The organism is Capnocytophaga sp. oral taxon 324 str. F0483, assembly GCF_000318315.2.
Classification (GTDB): Bacteria; Bacteroidota; Bacteroidia; order Flavobacteriales; family Flavobacteriaceae; genus Capnocytophaga; species Capnocytophaga ochracea.
This window is the reverse complement of record NZ_KB291527.1, coordinates 176,185-196,208: the sequence shown is the minus strand read 5'-3', so window position 1 is coordinate 196,208 and position 20,024 is coordinate 176,185. Positions and strand designations below refer to the sequence as shown.

Below are 20,024 nucleotides of genomic sequence, written 5' to 3'. Positions count from 1 at the left end.
AAAAACAGGGTTTCGAGGCGAAAGAAAAGGGAATGAGTAATGGATAAGGATAGGAACTCGGAGCTTACTCAAAAGTCGGTGAGCTATTGTAGAACACTATGCGAGATTAGAAATTAGTTTTACGTATACCTAAAAGATGTTATATTATATCGAATAGACATTATTTAATAGAAATTCATATGAACTGATAAACAGCAAGATAAGAGGAGGTTAGCCATAAAGTTTTGAGAAAAAGTGTAAGAATATTTGTGTAGGTCAAAAAAAAATCGTAAAATTGCACCCGCAAAAAGTAGTGTCTACAAAACACTTAAATAACTGATTTATAAGATAAATATATAATAGAAAGAAAAATAATATGGGTTTTTTTGATTTCTTGACAGAAGAAATAGCCATTGATTTGGGTACTGCAAACACCCTCATTATTCACAATGACAGGGTAGTGATTGATAGTCCATCGATTGTAGCAATAGATAGGACAACCAGAAGAATTATAGCCGTAGGTAGAGAAGCACGGCTAATGCAAGGGAAAACACACCCTAATATCACCACTGTTCGTCCGCTAAAAGACGGGGTAATTGCCGACTTTGACGCTTCGGAACAGATGATAGGAATGCTCATTAAGAGTATACCTGCGTTGCGCAAACGCTTTTTCTCGCCTTCGTTGCGTATGGTAGTTTGTATCCCCTCAGGAATTACCGAGGTGGAAACGCGTGCGGTACGCGAGTCGTGCGAACGTGTGAACGGTAAGGATATTTACCTCGTACACGAACCGATGGCAGCGGCTATTGGTATAGGGCTTGACATTATGCAACCTAAGGGTAATATGATTATCGACATAGGTGGGGGTACTACCGAGATTGCGGTGATTGCCTTAGGGGGTATTGTATGCGACAAGTCGGTAAAAATTGCAGGGGATATTTTTAACTCGGATATTGTGCACTATATGCGTACGCAACACAACCTTTACGTAGGGGAAAGTACTGCAGAAAACATTAAGATGACCGTAGGAGCTGCTACTGAAGACCTCGATGCCCCACCAGATGATATTATGGTACAAGGGCGTGACCTGCTCACCGGTAAACCTAAGCAAGTGCAAGTATCCTACCGCGAAATGGTGAAAGCACTGGATAAGTCTATTCTTCGTATAGAAGATGCTATAATGGAGACACTTTCGCAAACGCCTCCTGAATTAGCTGCCGATATCTATAATACAGGTATCTATATGGCAGGTGGTGGATCGATGTTGCGAGGGTTAGACAAACGTATTTCTATGAAAACTGACCTCCCTGTATACGTAGCCGAAGACCCTTTGCGTGCCGTAGTACGTGGAACAGGTATCACTCTAAAAAACATTAACAAATTCAGAAGTATTTTATTAAAGTAAAGATAGATAGAGGTAAGAGATAAGAAACAAGAGGTATGAACCAAATCATTCAATTCTTTATGAGGTCGAGGGATTTTTTTGTGTTCCTCGCACTGTTCTTATGCGCTATTGGTTTGGTTTTTAACAGCAATTATTATCCTCAGAGTGCTTACATAAACTCAGCGAATGCAGTGTCGGGTAGGCTTTACAGTTTCACAGACTATTGGGCACAATATTTTAGCTTACGCGGTCAGAACGAAACCCTTACTGAGGAGAATAGAGCTCTGCGCTCACAACTCTTACGGATGGAACAGCAAATCCGCAATATATCACTTGTAGATTCGGTGTCATTTCCCACTACCGATTCACTGAAATATAAGGTACTTAAAGCAAATGTGATTAAAAATAGTTTCCGTTTAAAAAACAACTACCTCACTATCGACAAAGGTACAAAAGACGGTGTAAAGCAAGATATGGGAGTGCTCTCGCCACAAGGAGTTGTGGGAATAATAGAGAATACTTCGGAGAGGTTTGCCACTGTACAAAGTGTACTGAATACTAGGTCGGCACTGAATGCAATGGTGAAGCGCACGCAACACTTTGGTTCATTGCGTTGGGATACCCGAGAGGTGAATAAAGTACAGCTGTTAGAAGTACCTAATATAGCCCCTATACAGAATGGAGATACAATTGTAACAGGGGGTATGTCGAACATATTCCCTAAGGGAATTCCTATTGGCAGGATAGTTCATTTTGAAAAGAGCAAAAAGGATAATACGTATATCATTGATGTAAAGCTATTTGCTGATATGTCGAACCTTGAATATGTGTATATTATTGAAGATAGAGATAGAGCAGCCGTTTCTGACTTAGAAAAACAGAACCCAAAATGAGTCACCCAGTAGTAAGAAATGTATATTTATTTGTATTCTTAGTGTTGTTGCAGGTACTCATCTTCAACAATGTGGAGTATTGGGGCTATGTAAATCCGATGGTTTACATAGTGTTTATACTGTTATTACCCTATCGTGAAAACAGAATGCCTTCATTGGTAGCGGCATTTTTAATAGGGTTATGTATAGACATTTTTTCTAATACGGGAGGGTTGCACGCTGCCAGTAGTGTACTCATAGCTTATTTGCGTAATCCGATACTACTAACAGTATTTGGCAAGAATTTTGAGTATCAAGAATTGGATTTGCTCGCTTATCCGTTTTCTAAGATTTTTAGCTATACAACCTTGATGGTGGTAGTGCATCACACACTGTTTTATTTCTTAGAAGTCTTTAACTTCAATCACTTGTTTCTTACATTAGCAAAGATTGTAGGAGCATCTATCTTCACTATCATCGTTTGTTTGCTATTCATCTATCTGTTTAGTAAAAATAAGAAATGAGAAAATATCTGTTGCCCATTATTATTCTTTTTGTGGCAGTGGTGTTCTTAGTACGGTTATTCTTCTTACAAGTAATATTTCACGAGGAAAATACAGGAATTGACAACATTGCTATTGAAACGGTATACGATTACCCCGAACGCGGATATATTTACGACCGTAATGGAGAACTATTGGTATCGAACCAACCTGCCTATGACGTGATGGTTGTGCCCAGTGAGGTGAAAACTCTCGATACCTTAGAGCTTTGTGGACTCCTTGAAATCAGTAAAGAAGAGTTTAGGGAACGGCTCATAAAAGCAAGTGATTACTCACGCAAAAAACCTTCGGTAATCGTGCACCAGCTCTCCAGAGATGATTATGCTGTACTACAAGAAAAGTTGCGCAAGTTTCAAGGATTTTATATACAGAAGCGAATGCTCCGCAGTTACCTCACCCACAATGCGGGGAATGTATTGGGATATATCAGCGAGGTAAATGAATGGGAACTAAAAAAGAACCCTTATTACTTAGCTGGTGAACTGATAGGACGCAGTGGGGTAGAAAAACAATACGAGGAATTCTTACGAGGTAAAAAAGGTGTACAATTCTTCCAAAAGGACAAACACAACGCTGCCATTGAACGCTATAAGAATGGTGCAATGGATACTTTGCCTATCACTGGACAACCATTGCAACTAACCATAGACATCAATTTGCAAGCCTATGGCGAAATGCTGATGCAACACAAACACGGCGGAATTGTAGCTATAGAACCTAAAACAGGTGAGATTCTCGCATTGATATCAGCACCTACTTTTGACCCTGCTCTGTTGGTAGGACGTGAACGCTCTAAGAATTACACAGCCCTTTATAACGATTCGATTGCTAAACCTCTTTACGACCGCACACTATTAGCAGAATACCCACCAGGTTCGCCCTTTAAAGTAATAAACGCACTCATAGGTTTACAGGAAGGTGTGATAACACCAGGTAGTGTGTTCAGCTGTGGAGGAGGTTATCGTTTTGGAGGGCGTATAATGCGTTGCCACTGCGGGCGCAGTTCTAATGACTTATTACACGGGATAGCTTTTTCTTGTAACTCTTATTTTGCGAATACCTATAAGCGCGCTATTGATATGAAAACCACTTCGGCAGTGGGTATGGACAAGTGGAATGCTCACGTACGAAGTTTTGGATTGGGAAGCTTTTTAGGTGCTGACCTACCGACGGGACGTGCAGGGAAAGTACCTAATACTGCTTTGTATGACAAACAATATGGTAAAGGTCGCTGGAATGGTACAACCAATATCTCTAACGCTATTGGGCAAGGAGAATTGCTCACCACTCCTATACAGCTTGCTAATGTGATGGCAGCCATCGCTAATAGAGGTTATTACTATACCCCTCATATCGTAAAAAAAATAGATAATAAAATTACTCCATTTCAAGAGTATACCGTTGCTAAACACACTACGATAGCCCCTAAGAACTTTGAACCTGTGATTAGAGGTATGAATATGGCATATGAACAAGGTACCGCACGCCGTACCCAAATTGAAGGTATTAATATTGCTGCTAAAACAGGTACCGCCGAAAACTTTATAAAAGTGAATGGCAAGCGTATGCAACTTACTGACCACTCTATATTTGTAGCTTTTGCCCCCATAGAAGACCCTAAGATTGCTATTGCCGTATTTGTGGAAAACGGGTATTACGGAGCACGAGTAGCTGCTCCCATCGCCTCACTAATGATTGAAAAATACCTAAAAGGGGAAGTATACCGCTGCGACCTCGAAAAGCAAATGCTCGAAAAGAGTCTTGAAGACGAATATATGAAGCCTTATAGCGAATTGCCTTTTACCATCAACCGATAATGAAAAAGATTATATTAGCCTCAGGCTCACCGCGCCGTCAGCAGTTCCTGAAAGAATTAGATATCTCTTATGAGGTAGTTCTTAGACCCATAGACGAAACCTACCCTAAACACTTAAAGCGAGAGCAAATCACCGACTATCTCGCCCAGCTGAAAGCTACGCCCTTTGCGGGTGAAATACCTACGGATTGTGTGCTTCTCACCTCTGATACTATTGTGTGGCACGAAGGTAAAGCCCTTGGTAAACCCAAAGACGCTACCGAAGCCTTTGCAATGTTACGTTCGCTCTCAGGGAAGACTCACGAGGTAATTACCTCTATATGTTTTACTACTAATGAAAAGCAAATAACGAAGCACTGTATTACGAAAGTAACCTTTAAAGAGCTTTCCGATGACGAAATAACCTATTACATCAGTCACTATCAGCCATTTGACAAAGCAGGAGCTTATGGTATACAGGAGTGGATAGGACATATAGGAGTTACCACTATTGAAGGCTCTTATAACAACGTAATGGGACTGCCTACGCATTTAATTAAAGAACAAATATAAAAACAAATAAACTCTGGTAATTCTTGAATTTTACCAGAGTTTTTTCTTACATATTAATTAGCTTAAACTATTAAGAAACAATTTATTAAGAAAAATAATAAAAAAAAGAATCATTAAAAAAATTGCAGTTTTAAAATATTTATTGTACTTTTGGGGCTGTATTTTAAATAGAAATACAAATGACTATATTTAATAAAGAGAGAGATAATAAAAAGATTATTATGGCAGCAGAAAATCCCACAGGAAGTAGCAACCGTATTGTTGCTGAAACAAAATTCAAAGGAGAAATCAATTCAAAATCTGATTTTAGAATTGATGGTGAAGTGGAAGGAACTTTCCAAACTTCAGGTAAATTAGTAGTAGGCAGAACCGGTGTAATAAAAGGCACTGTGATTTGCGAAAACGCCGATATTGAAGGTAAAATAACAGGTACCCTTAAAGTGAGTAGTATTTTAAGTTTAAAATCTACTGCAGTTGTAGAAGGCGAAGTGTACGTAGATAAGCTTTCTATAGAACCAGGAGCGGTATTTAACGTTTCTTGCTCGATGAAAGGAGGCAAAAACAGCTTTACCATCAATGAAAAACCACAAGCACCACTTACAGCCGAAAAACAACCACCTAAATAAGTGGATTACCTTTTCACAAATAGGGCTACAAATGGCTATTACCATAGCCATTTGTAGCTTTTTTGGTGTTTGGTTAGATGGTAAATTTCCTAATGAGTACTCTCTATGGACAGTGGTATGTTCGCTTTTTGGGGTATTTGGAGCTATGTATTCAGTAATTAAGAAAGCCCAACAGATGAGCGATGAAGAGTAACATACTTCTGTTTGTAAAATATTTATTATTGCTTATTGCCGGAGGGGTAGGACTCTTTTGGCTGTACAATTATTACGTAAACACAGAGGGTGTTAGTTTGTACTATTCGCTAAATACCTTGCTCATCTTCCATTGTGGCTTATCTTTCTTCTTATTTAGTATTATCTTCATCGTAAACAAAAGACGCAAACAGCACACTGCTTTTGCTTTTATGGCGGGCTTTGTATTGCGCTTTGTAGCCGTAGTAATTCTCTCACTTCCGCTGGTAAAAACTGTAAGTCCTTCTCCTTTATACGAAATGCTCTTCATCTTATTGCCCTCTCTTTATTTCACAACCATAGAAGCTGTATTAGCAATTCGGTTGATAAAATAAGTGCGAGCCGTATGGCGGGTAGAAAATTAAAAAATTTGGAAATTAGCAAATGAGAGAATTAGGAAATTTGGAAATGAGAGAATGAATAGTGATAAAAATAGTTTTTTGATGGGTCTGACTTGTCGGACAAATTGGACTGGTCTGAGTTATCGGAGGAAAACGAAAAATATAAAAAGTGAGTTGGGAGGTTTTTTGATGAGAAAAGGCTATGAGGATGAATGTAGTTAGCTTATAGGTAGCTTATAGGAAGCTTATACGAATCTTGGACGATTGGTATAGAAAGGGTATATAAGTACTTGATTTATACTATAATACAACAATAATAAAAATGGTAAAAACGGGGTTTCGAGGCGAAAGAGAGAGGAAGAGGTGATAGGCCTTAGGCCATAGGCACTAGGAGATAACCTCCCCCTTTACACATACCCAGTTGTTGCTGGCTATCTCGGAGAAGGGGAATATAGTGACGGAAAAGGGAACAAATGACAAAGGACGAGAGGCGAATGATGAAGGCAAGGCGATGGTAAGATAAGGGAAATGTAAAAACCGAGTGTTGCAATTTTGTAGAAAAACACCTTGTTAAAGACACTATCTGTGAATTTGAATTAAAAGTATAACTTTTTTTGTTAAAATATTAGGCAATATCAAAAAAATGCTGTAATATTGCGCCATAATTTTAATATCATAATTTTACACACTATGGATGCACAAAAAGTGGATATGTTTATCGTAACTAATGGTAAATTTTTCAGACCTGAAATCGTTCCTCAAATTCGTGAAAAGCTTCTTTCTTTGGACGAATCAAAATGGGTAATGCTACAAACGATACAGTTTAAAGACCCTACTACTTCTCTCCTCATTTCTATTTTTGCAGGAAATTTGGGTATTGACCGTTTCTACATCGGCGATGTAGGTATGGGAGTTGGTAAATTACTTACTTGTGGTGGTTTGGGTATTTGGACGATTGTGGACTGGTTCCTAATTATGGACGCTACAAGAGACAAAAATGCCGAATTATTAGCTTCATCACTTAGTTACTAATTGACGACTAAAAAGTTCTATACTTTCATCACACTCCTATGTCTTGCCTGTTGGGGGTGGCTACTTAGCCACTATGTTTTTCACGGACAGGACATAGGGGTTACTGTTTGTGCAATAAAGAATGTTACGGGGTACCCCTGTCCGTCGTGTGGTACCACGCGGTCAGTTGAGGCTTTTTTTGAAGGACACTGGGGAGAGGCGTTACTGACTAATCCGCTTGGGGTATTGGCATCGGTATTACTTATCATTACTCCGTTGTGGTTACTTTATGATTTATGCAGAAAGAAAACTACTTTGCAGGGAGCTTACATAAAGTTTGAAAAATTCTTTAAACACCCTTACGTGTATATTCCCTTTTTTATTCTCATAGTACTGAACTGGATTTGGAATATTTATAAAGGTTTATGATAGAATCTAAACAATTAAACGAACGCATCAGCGATGGTGACAAGGAGCGCGCTGCCAATAGCTATATAATGTCGATAGTGGCTATTATGGCGGGAATGCCTTTGCCTATCATCAATCTACTGGCTACCATATTCTTTCTGGTGGCACATCGCAAAGGCTCTTTTTTTGTGCGTTGGCATTGTTATCAAGCCTTCGTTTCACAACTCTTCTTATTTTTTGTAAACACCACTACTTTCTGGTGGACTGTATCAATAGTATTGGGGAGCAATTTAGTAACTAATGCTTATATTGCTTGGCTGATCATTGCCTTTATCTTTAATGTCTATGAAATTATAGGCACGTTTTATTCTGCCATAAAGATACGCAAGGGCGAACATTTATCGTGGTGGTTTTACGGTGATATTGTAGATTTAATAGTGAAAAAATAATGAATAAAGTAATATCAAGAGGCACTATTTTACTGTGTGTTTTCTTTGGCGGTTGGTTTTTACTGCAACAAGTAAACTGGTTGGGGATTTTTAAGATTAACCCGCTGATAAGGAATGAATACGTGAAGAAAATAGAGGTGAAGCTGGGTGAAATGATGTTTGAGGACTTCACGAGCAGAAACTCGGTGGTAGACGATAGCCTTGCAGTAGCGACTATCGACAGTATGGTGACCAAAATATGTGATGCTAATAACATCGACCGGAAGGAGCTGAAAGTGTACTTATTAGATAGTGAAGAGGTAAATGCTTTTGCTTTGCCTAATCACCAACTGATGATTTATACAGGACTTGTAAAAAAGACTTCAAGCCCAGAAGCCCTTTGTGGGGTGATTGGGCACGAGCTGGCGCATATTGAAAAAGATCACGTAATGCAGTCGCTTGTAAGAGAATTAGGGATAGGCACTTTGTTTGCTATTATTTCGGGGCGGTCAGACCTTTCGATGATTACAGAAGTAGGCAGAATCGTATCTTCGAGTGCTTTTAACCGAAATATGGAAAAAGAAGCCGACCTTGTGGGACTTACCTATATACAAAATGCGAAGATAGACCCTAAACCTTTTGCTGAGTTTATAGGGGTGATAGATGATAAGAATACTCCGCCTTCGGCATTTAAATGGGTGAGCACTCACCCTTTTCCAAAGGATAGGAAAGAGTATTTGCTACAAAATATCAGTAAACAGCGAACTAACTACAAGCCTGTTATTTCTTCATCTACTTGGGAAACATTTAAGGAAATCATAGAGGAAGAATAATTATGCGACTCTTAGCTATAGACTACGGAACCAAACGCACAGGTATTGCTGTAACCGACCCCCTGCAAATCATCGCTTCGGGGCTTTGCACAGTAGAAACCCCTACCCTACTCGCTTTCCTAAAACAATACACTGCCGAGGAAGCCGTAGAAGCCTTTGTGATTGGGCAACCTAAACGAATGAACAGTGAGGATTCCAGTGTAGAGGCTGAGATACAAAAGTTTATCAGTAAGTTACAACAGGAGTTTCCCGAGATACCTATCCACCGTCAAGACGAGCGGTTTACCTCCAAACTTGCTTTCCAAACAATGATTGATAGCGGACTAAAAAAGAAACAACGCCAAAACAAAGCGCTGATAGATGAAATAAGCGCGACTATTATCTTACAAGAATTTCTCTCAGGGAGAGCCAATGAGTGGTCAAGCAAAAGATAAAATCACGATAAAAATATTTAACCAATGAAAAAGTTTATTATCACTATTGTATGTATGTTGTGTGTTGCGCCTCTTCTATTTGCGCAAACTCTTTCATCTCCTAACGGGAACCTCAAACTCTCATTTCGGCTTAATGAAAAAGGTACGCCTACTTATGCCTTAACTTTCAAAGGCAAAACAGTCATCAGTGAAAGTGTTCTGGGGTTTGTAATCAACCAAAAGGAGGATTTCAACAGCAATTTTGAAATCACAGATGTTCAATTTGCTGAAGCTAATAGTGTATGGCAACCCGTATTGGGCGAAAACAAAGAAATACGCGACCATCACAAAGAAATGTTCGTCCGTCTCACTCAGAAAAACAACGGACGACAATTGTACTTGCGGTTTCGCTTGTTCAACGACGGTTTAGGTTTCCGCTATGAATTTCCAGTGCAAGCTAACTTCCGTCATTTTAGAATTCAAGAGGAACTCTCTACTTTTCAGCTTTCGGGTAACCACAAGGCTTTTTGGATTCCCGCTGACTACGACACCAACGAGTTTCCTATTACCACTTCTGCTATTTCGGAAATTTCTAAACTTATCGACAAAGTGCGCGAAGAGCCTTTGGCTGCCAAAGCACCTACTCCCAATGTAGCTGTACAAACGCCTTTGATGCTCAAATCAAATGATGGATTGTACATCAATCTGCACGAAGCTGCTTTGGTGAATTACCCTTCGATGATGCTCAACGTTAATGCTGTCAAACATCAGTTATCAGCTCATTTAGTCCCCGATAAGAATGGGGTAAAAGGCTATATTCAAACAGGTAGCGTAACGCCGTGGCGTACGATAGTAGTAAGCGATGATGCCCGTGATATTTTAGCTTCTAACCTTATCCTCAACCTCAACGAACCCTGTAAAATCGCCGATACTTCTTGGATTCACCCTACTAAATACATAGGCGTTTGGTGGGAGTATTTCATAGGAGGCGGCAGTACGTGGGCTTACTCCGATGACCGCGATATTACCATTGGCGTTACCGATTATACAAAACTAAAACCTAACGGACATCACGGTGCTAATACCGAGCACATAAAACAATACATCAATTTTGCCGCTCAACACGATTTTGATGCCGTTCTTGTGGAAGGTTGGAACGAGGGTTGGGAAGATAATTATGCTTACGACAAAGAGCGCATCTACAGCTTTACCAAAGCTTACCCCGATTTTGATGTACAAGCACTACACCAATACGCCGCTGGCAAAGGAGTAAAACTGATTATGCACCACGAAACTACCTCCTCAGTAGTTGATTACGAACGCCACCTGCACGAGGCTTTCCGCTTTATGAACGACAACGGTTACGACGCCGTGAAAACAGGTTATGTTGGACCTATCATCCCGCGCAGCGAATACCACGACGGACAATGGATGGTAAACCACTACAACTATGTAGCCGAAACCGCTGCTAAGTACCGCATAATGGTCAATTCTCACGAGGCGGTGCGACCTACCGGTATGAGCCGTACTTACCCTAACTGGGTAGCCCAAGAGAGTGCACGCGGTACCGAATTTGAGTCGTTCAACGGCAATCGCCCCGAACATACTACTATCCTCCCCTTTACCCGCTTGATGGGTGGCGCTATGGACTATACCCCTGGTATTTTTGAAGGCGATTTGAGCCGATATGGCAACAACAAAGCCAAACGTAGTACTACCCTTGTGAAGCAGTTGGCGCTCTACGTAACAATGTACAGTCCGTTACAAATGGCGGCCGACTTGCCCGAGAACTACGAAAAACACCTCGATGCTTTCCAATTTATCAAAGATGTAGCAGCCGACTGGGATAATACTTATATTTTAGAAGCCGAACCCGGCGATTACATCACCATTGCCCGCAAAGCTAAAGGTAAAAACGAGTGGTTTGTAGGCGCTATCACCGATGAAAACGCCCGTGAAGCTCTCATTGATTTCAGCTTTCTACCCAAAGGAAAAACCTATACCGCTACCCTCTACACCGATGGCAAAAATGCCGATTGGCGTACCAATCCCAATAGTTACTCCATCAAAACAATGAAAGTAACTCAAAAAACCAAACTCAAACAACGCCTTGCCCCCAGTGGTGGCTTGGCTATAAGTATCAAGTGATTATGAAACAATTCTTTTTCATTATAGGTTTCATTTGCTGTGCTTCACTGAATGCCCAAGACCCGTGGTTGCTCAAAGCAGAGACCATCAACCCCGCTAACTATTACGGGGTTACAATAGGCAATGGAATGATAGGGATGCGTTCTTCTGCTGCACCCCTACAAGTAGACCAAGTAATCATAGCAGGGTTGTACGATTACGGCAAAAGTAGGGTAGTTTCGGCTATGCCTAATATCAATCCATTACAACTGCGAATGGCTATTGATTACGAGGATATCAACGCTCATTCTGTTAGTGATTTCACTCAAGAATTAGAATTGCGCAATGGGGCGTTCTCAGGTCACTTCAATTTTAAAGACAAAGCTAAAGTTACCTATACTTATTATGCCTTGAGGCACTTGCCTCACACCTTGCTGTTAGACATCAGCATTACCCCTTTGCGCGATATTACACTTTTGGCAGAGAACATTCTAACCACCCCCGATGGCTTCCGCAACCCTCAAAACTACTTCAATGAAATCAATCCGCCTCACGCTCATATCCCATTGCTCACTACGGTGGCTCAAACACCAGCAGAAAATGCCAAAGTAGCAGTGAGTAACGCTTTTCTTTTCGATAAAAAATACGGTAACGCTCCCCAAATATTGCACGAAATGAGAGACTACAATAGTCACCTAATGCAATTCACTCATAAACTAAAAGCAGGCGAAACCTATTCTTTCTCACTAATTGGCAACCTAATAAGCTCTCAGCACTCTGCCGACCCTTATAATCAAGCCGAAAGACTCTGTACTTATGCTTTCTTGCAGGGACACGAGGCGCTGCTTGCAGGACATAACAAACAGTGGGCAAAACTCTGGGAAAGCAACATTGAGATTGAGGGAGATGCACAGGCTAATCAGGACATCCACAATATGTTATACCACTTATACGCTTCGGTAAGTGAGCTCCATTCCTTTTCTCTTTCTCCTTATGGGTTAAGCCACACAGGGTATATGGGACACATATTTTGGGATACCGAAATGTGGATGTATCCCCCTTTGTTATTATTGCACCCCGAAATAGCTAAAAACCTCCTCAACTATCGCTATCAAAGGTTAGAACGCGCCCAACACAACGCTGCTCTACACGGTTATCAAGGGGCGATGTTCCCTTGGGAAAGTGCCATATCAGGAGAAGAAGACACCCCTGTGTGGGCACTAACAGGTACTTACGAGCACCACATCACTGCCGATGTAGCTATAGCAGTATGGAATTACTATTGTGTAACTAAAAATAAAGAATGGTTGCGCTGCATAGGCTATCCCATTTTAGAAAGTACCGCTACCTTTTGGCAAAGCCGAGTGAGTGAACAAGCTCCCTATCAAATTAAAAACGTAGTATGTGCCGATGAATGGGCTGAAAATGTAGATAACAACGCCTATACCAATGCAGCTGCTAAACTGAATTTGCTCTACGCTATTGCTGCTGCCAAAGTATTAGGGATAAAAGCTAACCCTCAATGGAAAACCATAGCCGAACAGCTCGTTTTTAGCACAATGGATAATGGCGTAACCCGTGAACACGATAGCTATACGGGGCAAGCAATCAAGCAAGCCGATGTAAACCTATTAGCTTATCCATTAAAAGTAATTACCGACAAAAAGCAAATACACAAAGATTTAGAGTATTACAAAGACAAAGTGCCTTACAACGATACTCCTGCGATGACTCAGGCTATATTCTCTCTCTTATACAGCCGATTAGGCGACCGCGAAAAGGCTTATAAGTACTTTACTGAAGCCTATCACCCTAACCTCTTACCTCCTTTTAGAGTAATGGCTGAAACCAAAAATGGTAAGACTCCTTATTTCCTCACCGGAGCAGGAGGCGTACTACAAACGGTGATGATGGGCTTTGGAGGATTAGATATATCAGAAGAAAAAGGCATACAACAACTGAAAACTGTAATGCCCACACATTGGAAAAAAATCACTTTAAAAGGCATCGGAATTGACAAAAAAACATATATCATATCAAATGAATAAACCTCAATCACACCCTCCTAAAGCTAAACAACTCCCGCATATATTCCACGAATTTGGCAACAAGCGCACCGATAATTACTATTGGCTACGCGAGCGCGAAAACCCTGAGGTTATTGCTTATTTAGAAGCCGAAAACGCCTACTATCAGGCGCAAACAGCACATACCAAACCTTTGCAAGAAACACTCTTTGCCGAAATGAAAAGTCGTATCAAAGAAAACGACAGTTCTGTGCCTTATTACTACAACGGTTATTGGTATCAAACTCGTTATGAAGAAGGAAAGGATTACCCTATTTATGTGCGCTACAAAGAAAAGCTCGAAGCTTCCGAAGAAGTGCTTTTCGATTGTAATGCGATGGCTAAAGGTAAAGCCTACTTTCACCTCGATAGCTTTGCCATAAGCGACGACAACCAGTGGGCGGTTTTTGGGGTAGATACGGTATCTCGCCGGCAATATACCCTGCAAATCAAGAACCTCAGCACAGGTGAAATACTGCCCTATAAAATCAAAAATACCAACGGACAAGCAATTTGGGCAGCCGATAGTCGTACCATTTTCTATGTGAAGAACAATATCCAAACCCTGCGTTCTTTCAAAGTATACCGCCATATTTTAGGTACTGACCCCAAAGACGATATACTAATTTTCCACGAAAAAGACGATACTTTTGATGTATTCGTCTACCGCGAGAAGTCCCGCAAATACCTTGTGATAGGCAGTGAAAGTACCCTTACATCCGAATATCAAATCTTAAATGCCAATACCCCTCTCGAGGCTTTCAAAGTATTCCAACCTCGCACACGAGGCTTGGAATACGATATCGCTCATTATGAGGAGCATTTTTATATCCTCACCAATAAAGATGGTGCGACCAACTTCAAACTGATGCGTACCCCCGAAAGTGCTACAAGCTCAGAACATTGGGAAGAAGTAATTGCCCATCGTCCCGAAGTACGCCTCAACGATATCGAGATTTTTAAAGATTTCTTAGTAGTCGAAGAAGTGTACAACGGCTTAGAACGTATACAAATACGCTCGTGGGACGGCTCAAAAGTACATTATCTCCCCTTTGATAGCGAAACTTATACTGCCTATACTACTCAAAGCGTGAATTTCAACACCGAATGGTTGCGCTACAACTACCAATCATTGGCAACACCTGCTTCTATTATAGAATATAATATGCGCACTGGCGAAGAGCACTTGCTAAAAGAACAAGAAGTATTAGGCGAGGACTTCAACAAAGATAATTATATAGAAGAACGCCTTTGGGCAACTGCCCCCGATGGAGTAAAAGTCCCTATCTCTCTCGTATATCGCAAAGACATAGTGAAAAATGGACAAAATCCTTTGTTACTGTACGGTTATGGCTCGTACGGAGTAACCATCAATCCTTATTTTTCTACCACCCGTTTGAGCTTGTTAAACAGAGGCTTTATCTATGCTATTGCACATATCCGCGGGGGAGAATATTTAGGTCGCCAATGGTATGAAGATGGCAAACTCCTCAAAAAGAAAAACACATTTACCGATTTTATCGCTTGTTCTCAGTTTCTCATCGCCGAAGGTTACACCTCTCCCGAACATCTATTTGCTGAAGGTAGCTCGGCTGGAGGTTTGCTAATGGGTGCCGTGGTGAATATGGCACCGCAATTGTATAAAGGCATTATCGCATCAGTGCCTTTTGTGGATGTGGTAACCACAATGCTCGACGAGAGTATTCCGCTCACTACGGGCGAATACGACGAGTGGGGGAATCCTAATAACGAGGAATATTACAATTATATGCTCTCCTATTCCCCTTACGACCAAGTGCGCGCTCAAGTCTATCCAGCAATGTACGTGAGTACCGGTTTGCACGACTCACAAGTACAGTACTGGGAGCCCGCCAAATGGGTAGCCAAACTGCGCGAAATCAAAACCGACGACCATCCGCTGTATTTAGACACCAATATGGAAACTGGTCACGGCGGTGCCTCAGGACGCTTTGAAGCCCTAAAAGAAACCTCAAAAGAATACGCTTTTTTGTTGGAATTAGAGAAAAATAGATAAACAAAAAATACTAAGCTTCTTAGTGTTATTCTTCGTAGAATTGAATATCAGTTATACCTATCCAATTAGAGGTTGCATTATCTTTATTGACAAAATCACCCAAAGCTAAACGGATAAGAGGAACCGCTTTCTTGAATGTAATGATAAAATCATCTTTTCCACTATAAGAGGCCGTACCTTGTATCTGTTCGTTTCCTTGTGACAAACCGGCATATAGTGAGAGAGCTTTCATCTCATTACCCTGACGCATTTTTATAACGACAGATTTTATATTTCTTACTTTAGGAAAAGTAAAATACACATATGCACCTTCTTTAACATAGCCTACACTTGAAAGATCGTCGTCAATCATACTTGCTAAGTAATAAGTAGTTCCATAATAGGATACACGAATACCTTTTCTATTTATTTTTGTGCCTAATTCTTTAGAAGCTACTTCTACATTATCATTAGAAGCTACTAACTCTTTCACATTCAAATTTACAGAAATTCCGTTGTTTGATAATTCTTGCTCAACTCCTGAAGCATCTTTTACTATATATTTAAGCGGTAAAACATACTCTCCTTTAGCTGTAATGTTTGATTCATCTAAATTGAATGAAAGGTCTTTGCTAATGGCATCGAAATTGTCTTCTGGAAGTGTACCTTCTATTCCATCAGGAGCCACTTTTTTACTTCCTAAAGAAGGATTCGCATCACGTACCAAAGCAACTGTAAGCCCTAGAGGCAATTCGTAACTGCTCTTCACTGTAAAAGTAACTTTTTTATCACTACTTCCTATGTAGGTTGTGCCGTTATAGAAACCTAATAACTTGGTTACATCTCGAGGCACTGCACTAATCTTTATTTCTTCTGGGAAAACTTTTAGTACAAATACATCTTTCCCTTTAGGAAGTGTAAGACCACTATCGGTTACTTTTAAAGCATAAGGCAAAATAACTTTTTTATTAAAATTAGAGTTATTGCTAATAGTAAGCGTGAAAGTAACAGAAGTTTCACCTTTGCTAAGGGTTTTGGTAGCTTCGCTCAACTGAACAAGGTTAGCATCACCTAATTCAAAGCCTGAATAATTAGCTTTTACTTTGTCGTAAGCTGATGCATCGTAAGCAAATGATACTTGAACATCCTTATCATAAGGTTTGTCAAGCAGTCTTATTTCTACTTCTTTGGTATAGTTTCTATTAATAGTTACATTACCAAAAGAGAGCATTGGCAGATCGGCAACAGTGGGTCTGAGATAAATATAGTTAAGACGAGGGTCATATCCTAATTGGGTACGAATATCGTTGTCTTCTATTTTTTTATCAATTTCCCAAGTAGTGCTATCGTTTTTTTCGACAGTAATCTCGTCTTTTTTACAAGATACTAATAGTGAAAAACAGAAAGCGACTGTTAAACTATTGAATATTATTTTTTTCATTGTGTTTATTTTTTAGAGGCTATTTCTTTACAGTATAGCCTCATTGTTATTACTAATCTTCTGTATCTAAGATTTCAGATGGGAATTTTACATTCTCTTTCCATTCTACTGTAGGAGTAAAGGTAGCTTCATCAATATCTTTTACATACGAATCACCATCTTGTTCTCCTGTATTATAGGAAGAAGTACCTTTTCTATAGATAGTGGTATTATTGTACTTGCTCATATCTTTAAAGCCGTCTTTTTTTGTGATAGACAAGTAGGCTACTAAACCTTTAGTATCAGGGTCGACAGATAGATATAGACCATCTGCGATTTCGGCATCGGTAAGTACTTTGTTCCATACTCTAAACTCTCGGAAATAACGATTAGCAGAGTAAGAGGTTTGGGTATTTTCGATATTAATACGTATACCAGGAGATACTTTTAAACTAGGACGCTGGTAGTTTTTAATGAGTTTGCCATTGATGTAGAGTTTAAGGAAAGAGTCTTTATATGTAAAGATAATTTGCACCCATTTTCCTACAGCAATATCATTAATCTTCGTTCATTCTTCGTTTTTGCATCGCTTTAGTTCCCCCTTTGGAGGAAGCCAGCGAAAGCTGGGCATGTGTAAGGGGAAGGTTTTGTTCGTTTTGACTTCATCTGCCCGTGTAGCTCGCACCGTCTTTTGTTCGTTCTTTGTTTGTCTTTACGTCGCTTTAATTCCCCCTTTGGAGGTAGCCAGCGATAGCTGGGTATGTGTAAGAGGGAGGTTACCTTTGTCTTTTCTATATCTGTCCGTGTAACTCACAACGTCTTTTATTTATCGTAGACCCACTGTAGACCCACTGTAGACCCATTGTAGACCCACCCATTATTCAATTATCCTATAAACTTTGTACAATCCTCTCCCAATTCCACCATTAACCACTAACCACCAACCACTAATCATTGACCATTAATTCAAAAATTTGTTCATTTGCTAATTATTTTCTACTTTTGCCTACTGATAACCGATACTTGTAATCATAATAATGAATAAAAATGCTGTATTAGGGTGGGCAACCCTCATAATGATAGTAGTAGGCTTAGGGCTTATCGCTTTAGGAGCCTTTAAATACAACGAAGTAGCAGGCTTTGGATTCGGAGCGGTAGGCATTGGCTTTTTTGCTATTGCTTGGGTATTCAACGCCCTCAAAGGAAGAGTATGACAATTTGCTAATTTGTTAATGTGATAATTAGCAAATGTACATACCCTACTCATTTGCTAATTTACTAATTTGCTAATTAAAAAATTATGAATATACTAGAACAATTTCAAGTAAAACCCTTTCGCCAAGACACTTACCTTATCGATGGCGAACTCCGTGAGTGGAAAGGTGAGTTCACCAATATCTATTCCACTATTTCTTCTACTGAAAAGTATGAGCATACCCTCTTGGGTAGCGTGCCTTCGTTAGGCAAAGCTGATGCTTTAGAAGCCCTTCATTCGGCTACTGAGGCTTATAACAAAGGTAAAGGTTTGTGGCCTACGATGAAAGTAAAAGACCGCATCTCCGCAATGCTCAAATTTGTAAAACAAATGGAAAAGCAACGCGATGAGGTCGTAAAACTGATGATGTGGGAAATCGGCAAAAACCTGGACGACTCGCGTAAGGAATTTGACCGTACCGTAGAGTACATCTACGACACTATCAATGCTTATAAAGAACTCGATAACCAGTCGTCTAAATTCGTACAACGCGATGGAGTCTATGCCCTCATTCGTCGTGGCCCCTTAGGGGTTGTACTCTGTTTAGGCCCTTATAACTACCCACTGAATGAAACTTTTGCACTGATTATCCCTGCACTTATTATGGGCAACACAGTGATTTTTAAGCCCGCTAAACACGGGGTATTACTCTTCACGCCTCTATTGGAAGCCTTCCAAAACTCCTTCCCCCGTGGGGTGATTAATATTCTTTACGGACGCGGTCGCACCGTTGCCCCACCCATTATGGAGAGTGGCAAGGTAGATGTATTGGCACTTATAGGCAACAGCAAGACAGCTATTGCACTGCAAGACCAGCACCCTAAGAAAAACCGCTTGCGCCTTGTCTTTGGGTTGGAAGCTAAAAACCCTGGAGTAATACTTCCTGACGCCAATCTTGATTTAGCAGTAAACGAATGCGTGAAAGGAGCTTTGTCTTTCAACGGACAGCGTTGTACAGCACTAAAAATCCTCTACGTACACGCCAAGATTAAAGATGAGTTTCTCAAGCGTTTTGCCGAAAAGGTCGATGCGCTGAAGTTCGGTAATCCGTGGGACGAAAAAGTAGCTCTCACTCCCCTACCCGAGGTCGATAAACCTGCTTTCTTACAGGAACTCATAGACGATGCTCTTGCCAAAGGCGCTACTATTCAGAATAAAAAAGGTGGTCAGCGCACTGATAACTTCATCTTCCCTGCGGTACTTTATCCCGTTACCAAGGAAATGCGAGTGTATAACGAAGAGCAGTTTGGTCCCCTTATTCCAGTAAAACCGTTCTCCAATATCAACGAGATTATAGATGAGATTTCCGATTCTAAATACGGACAGCAAATCAGTCTGTTTGGCGAAGACCCACACGAGCTCTCACCTCTCATCGATATGTTGGTGAATATGCTCTGCCGTGTGAACCTCAACAGTTTGTGTCAGCGAGGCCCCGATGTATTCCCTTTCACTGGTAGAAAAGACTCAGCTGTGGGTACCCTAAGCGTACACGATGCCTTGCGCTCGTTCTCTATCCGCACTTTTGTATCGTTCCAAAACAACGACTACAACGACAGGATAGTAGAGAACCTCCTCCGCACCGGTGCTTCTAACTTCATCAACACCGATTTCATTTTATAATCGTTTTAAAATATCATAACCAAAAAAACAGGTTACTGAAAACTCAGCAACCTGCTTTTTTATAT

At 40.5% G+C, this 20,024-nt stretch carries 19 protein-coding genes and 2 pseudogenes; 18 read left to right on the top strand and 3 right to left on the bottom strand.

Going from position 1 to position 20,024, the window contains the following annotated elements; all coding sequences use genetic code 11:
• Positions 1-355: 355 nt before the first annotated feature.
• The 9 genes from HMPREF9072_RS08405 (at position 356) to HMPREF9072_RS08365 (ending at position 7,396) form a co-directional block, all read left to right on the top strand.
• Positions 356-1,384 (top strand): rod shape-determining protein, encoded by a 1,029-nt coding sequence (locus tag HMPREF9072_RS08405; protein ID WP_002675473.1) that lies wholly within the window; start codon positions 356-358, stop codon positions 1,382-1,384.
• Between the two features lie 35 nt (positions 1,385-1,419).
• Positions 1,420-2,256 carry a rod shape-determining protein MreC gene (gene mreC, locus HMPREF9072_RS08400; RefSeq protein ID WP_002675472.1) on the top strand — a complete coding sequence of 279 codons (837 nt, stop codon included), beginning with the start codon at positions 1,420-1,422 and terminating at the stop codon, positions 2,254-2,256.
• Complete coding sequence (gene mreD, locus HMPREF9072_RS08395) at positions 2,253-2,759, top strand: rod shape-determining protein MreD (protein WP_009411304.1); 507 nt, start codon at positions 2,253-2,255, stop codon at positions 2,757-2,759. Before mreC ends, mreD begins: the two co-directional genes overlap by 4 nt.
• Positions 2,756-4,615 carry a penicillin-binding protein 2 gene (gene mrdA / locus HMPREF9072_RS08390; RefSeq protein ID WP_009411303.1) on the top strand — a complete coding sequence of 620 codons (1,860 nt, stop codon included), beginning with the start codon at positions 2,756-2,758 and terminating at the stop codon, positions 4,613-4,615. Before mreD ends, mrdA begins: the two co-directional genes overlap by 4 nt.
• Positions 4,615-5,166, top strand: a complete 552-nt coding sequence (locus HMPREF9072_RS08385; RefSeq protein ID WP_009411302.1) for a Maf-like protein — start codon at positions 4,615-4,617, stop codon at positions 5,164-5,166. Before mrdA ends, HMPREF9072_RS08385 begins: the two co-directional genes overlap by 1 nt.
• Before the next feature lie 179 nt (positions 5,167-5,345).
• Positions 5,346-5,792, top strand: coding sequence for a polymer-forming cytoskeletal protein (locus tag HMPREF9072_RS08380; protein WP_009411301.1), 447 nt, complete (start codon positions 5,346-5,348; stop codon positions 5,790-5,792).
• Positions 5,743-5,985: an AtpZ/AtpI family protein gene (locus tag HMPREF9072_RS08375; RefSeq protein ID WP_082315870.1), complete on the top strand. Its 243-nt coding sequence runs from the start codon at positions 5,743-5,745 to the stop codon at positions 5,983-5,985. Before HMPREF9072_RS08380 ends, HMPREF9072_RS08375 begins: the two co-directional genes overlap by 50 nt.
• Positions 5,975-6,358 carry a hypothetical protein gene (locus HMPREF9072_RS08370; RefSeq protein WP_009411299.1) on the top strand — a complete coding sequence of 128 codons (384 nt, stop codon included), beginning with the start codon at positions 5,975-5,977 and terminating at the stop codon, positions 6,356-6,358. Before HMPREF9072_RS08375 ends, HMPREF9072_RS08370 begins: the two co-directional genes overlap by 11 nt.
• Before the next feature lie 696 nt (positions 6,359-7,054).
• Complete coding sequence (locus HMPREF9072_RS08365; protein WP_009411298.1) at positions 7,055-7,396, top strand: TM2 domain-containing protein; 342 nt, start codon at positions 7,055-7,057, stop codon at positions 7,394-7,396.
• A gap of 80 nt (positions 7,397-7,476) precedes the next feature.
• On the opposite strand, the gene HMPREF9072_RS12535 is transcribed toward HMPREF9072_RS08365, so the two are convergent.
• Positions 7,477-7,644: a hypothetical protein gene (locus HMPREF9072_RS12535; protein WP_009417661.1), complete on the bottom strand. Its 168-nt coding sequence runs from the start codon at positions 7,642-7,644 to the stop codon at positions 7,477-7,479.
• Between HMPREF9072_RS12535 and HMPREF9072_RS12530 the strand changes: the two are divergent.
• The 7 genes and pseudogenes from HMPREF9072_RS12530 to HMPREF9072_RS08330 form a co-directional block, all read left to right on the top strand.
• Positions 7,565-7,804, top strand: a pseudogene (locus HMPREF9072_RS12530) (DUF2752 domain-containing protein); the annotation flags it as partial. The gene HMPREF9072_RS12535 and the pseudogene HMPREF9072_RS12530 overlap by 80 nt on opposite strands.
• Positions 7,801-8,232 (top strand): hypothetical protein, encoded by a 432-nt coding sequence (locus HMPREF9072_RS08355; protein ID WP_009411296.1) that lies wholly within the window; start codon positions 7,801-7,803, stop codon positions 8,230-8,232. The pseudogene HMPREF9072_RS12530 and the gene HMPREF9072_RS08355, both read left to right, overlap by 4 nt.
• Positions 8,232-9,044: a M48 family metallopeptidase gene (locus HMPREF9072_RS08350; protein ID WP_002675452.1), complete on the top strand. Its 813-nt coding sequence runs from the start codon at positions 8,232-8,234 to the stop codon at positions 9,042-9,044. The genes HMPREF9072_RS08355 and HMPREF9072_RS08350 overlap by 1 nt, the downstream gene beginning before the upstream one ends.
• Positions 9,045-9,046: 2 nt before the next feature.
• Positions 9,047-9,478 carry a Holliday junction resolvase RuvX gene (gene ruvX / locus HMPREF9072_RS08345; protein ID WP_002675451.1) on the top strand — a complete coding sequence of 144 codons (432 nt, stop codon included), beginning with the start codon at positions 9,047-9,049 and terminating at the stop codon, positions 9,476-9,478.
• A 24-nt stretch (positions 9,479-9,502) separates the two neighbouring features.
• Positions 9,503-11,605: a glycoside hydrolase family 97 protein gene (locus HMPREF9072_RS08340; protein ID WP_009411295.1), complete on the top strand. Its 2,103-nt coding sequence runs from the start codon at positions 9,503-9,505 to the stop codon at positions 11,603-11,605.
• 2 nt (positions 11,606-11,607) lie between these two features.
• Complete coding sequence (locus tag HMPREF9072_RS08335) at positions 11,608-13,632, top strand: glycoside hydrolase family 65 protein (protein WP_009411294.1); 2,025 nt, start codon at positions 11,608-11,610, stop codon at positions 13,630-13,632.
• A complete protein-coding gene (locus tag HMPREF9072_RS08330) occupies positions 13,625-15,685 on the top strand; it encodes an oligopeptidase B (protein ID WP_009411293.1) in 2,061 nt (686 codons plus the stop codon). Before HMPREF9072_RS08335 ends, HMPREF9072_RS08330 begins: the two co-directional genes overlap by 8 nt.
• Before the next feature lie 25 nt (positions 15,686-15,710).
• Here the strand turns inward: HMPREF9072_RS08330 and HMPREF9072_RS08325 are convergent, their stop codons facing one another.
• Positions 15,711-17,105: a BT_3987 domain-containing protein gene (locus HMPREF9072_RS08325; protein ID WP_009411292.1), complete on the bottom strand. Its 1,395-nt coding sequence runs from the start codon at positions 17,103-17,105 to the stop codon at positions 15,711-15,713.
• A gap of 52 nt (positions 17,106-17,157) precedes the next feature.
• Positions 17,158-17,640, bottom strand: a pseudogene (locus HMPREF9072_RS08320) (LamG-like jellyroll fold domain-containing protein); the annotation flags it as partial.
• 481 nt (positions 17,641-18,121) lie between these two features.
• On the opposite strand from HMPREF9072_RS08320, the gene HMPREF9072_RS12370 reads away from it, so the two are divergent.
• Both HMPREF9072_RS12370 and HMPREF9072_RS08315 read left to right on the top strand, forming a co-directional pair.
• Positions 18,122-18,298, top strand: a complete 177-nt coding sequence (locus HMPREF9072_RS12370) for a CAL67264 family membrane protein (RefSeq protein WP_002675432.1) — start codon at positions 18,122-18,124, stop codon at positions 18,296-18,298.
• Between the two features lie 86 nt (positions 18,299-18,384).
• A complete protein-coding gene (locus HMPREF9072_RS08315) occupies positions 18,385-19,959 on the top strand; it encodes an NADP-dependent glyceraldehyde-3-phosphate dehydrogenase (RefSeq protein WP_009411289.1) in 1,575 nt (524 codons plus the stop codon).
• The last annotated feature ends 65 nt before the right edge of the window (positions 19,960-20,024 follow it).